Here is a 956-nt window from a genome sequence, read left to right on the forward strand (position 1 = left end):
CGCCGCGCGCCGCCCGCCGCCGGCGCGGCCGGCAAGCCGTCCGACGACGACTGGGCGCGGCGGCTGTAGATATGCAGCAGGTTGCCGCGCGCCGGCTCGGCGAAGCGGCGGCGGCTGCGCCGGTGCGGGTCGCGCTCGACACCGTGCAGCAGCGCGTGCACCAGGTCCAGCGTGCCGCCCGGCAGGCGCGGAAACTGTGCGCCGCCGCTCTGGCCATCCCACACGGCCAGCAGCAGCTGGGCGTGGATGCCGAGGTAGCGCGACAGCTGCGCATAAGCCGCTTCGGCCGGCGTCATCGGCGTGCCCAGCAGCGCGGCCGGCGGCGCCGACGGGATCACGAACACCTTGCCGGCGCAGGCGCTGTAGCGCCGGAAGCGCGCGGCGAAGGCCAGCCGGCCGGCCTCGAATCCGGCCGGATCGCGCCGCGCTTCGGCCTCGCCGCCGGCCTGCTCGCGGCAGTAGTCGTCGAACGGCATCGGCAAGGCCACCACCAGTTCGATGCGGCGGCCGTCGCCCTCGCGCGCGGCGCAGGCGCGCTGCAAGGCCAGCACCTGTTCGGCGAACAGCTGGTCGGCGCCGTCGGCCAGCGCCGACAGGAAATGGATGGGCGTGTGCGGCAGCGCCGCCGCGATCAGTTCGATGGCCTGGTACAGCTGGACGGCCACCAGCGGCACGTCGTCCGGATGCAGGTCGCGATGGCCGGAGATCGCCACCACGAAGGGCAGCGCGTAGGGGGAAGGCGCGTCGTCAGCCGGCCGCATGGCAGCGGGCGATGAAGCGCTGGCGTTCGGCGGCGTCATCGATTTCCAGCGCCAGCGCCGCCACCAGCTGCTGGCGCGACGGCGCGGCCAGCATCGCCCGCCGCACCAGGTGGCTGGCGATCGGCCCCAGCTCCTGCGCCAGCGCGCGCTCGATCGCCGTCAGCGCGGCCGGTGCGATGGCGCAGGAGCTGGGGC

Annotated in this window: 1 protein-coding gene and 1 pseudogene; both read right to left on the reverse strand. The window is 75.3% G+C overall.

Annotated features, from left to right (window positions below):
* Positions 1 to 800, reverse strand: an 800-nt coding sequence (locus GEV02_RS32560; RefSeq protein ID WP_174999451.1) for a hypothetical protein, incomplete at its 3' end; no start/stop codon positions are given.
* Positions 748 to 956, reverse strand: a pseudogene (locus tag GEV02_RS33085) (hypothetical protein); the annotation flags it as partial. The pseudogene GEV02_RS33085 and the gene GEV02_RS32560, both read right to left, overlap by 53 nt.

This window comes from Rugamonas aquatica (assembly GCF_009380215.1).
Taxonomy (GTDB): domain Bacteria; phylum Pseudomonadota; class Gammaproteobacteria; order Burkholderiales; family Burkholderiaceae_D; genus Rugamonas; species Rugamonas aquatica_B.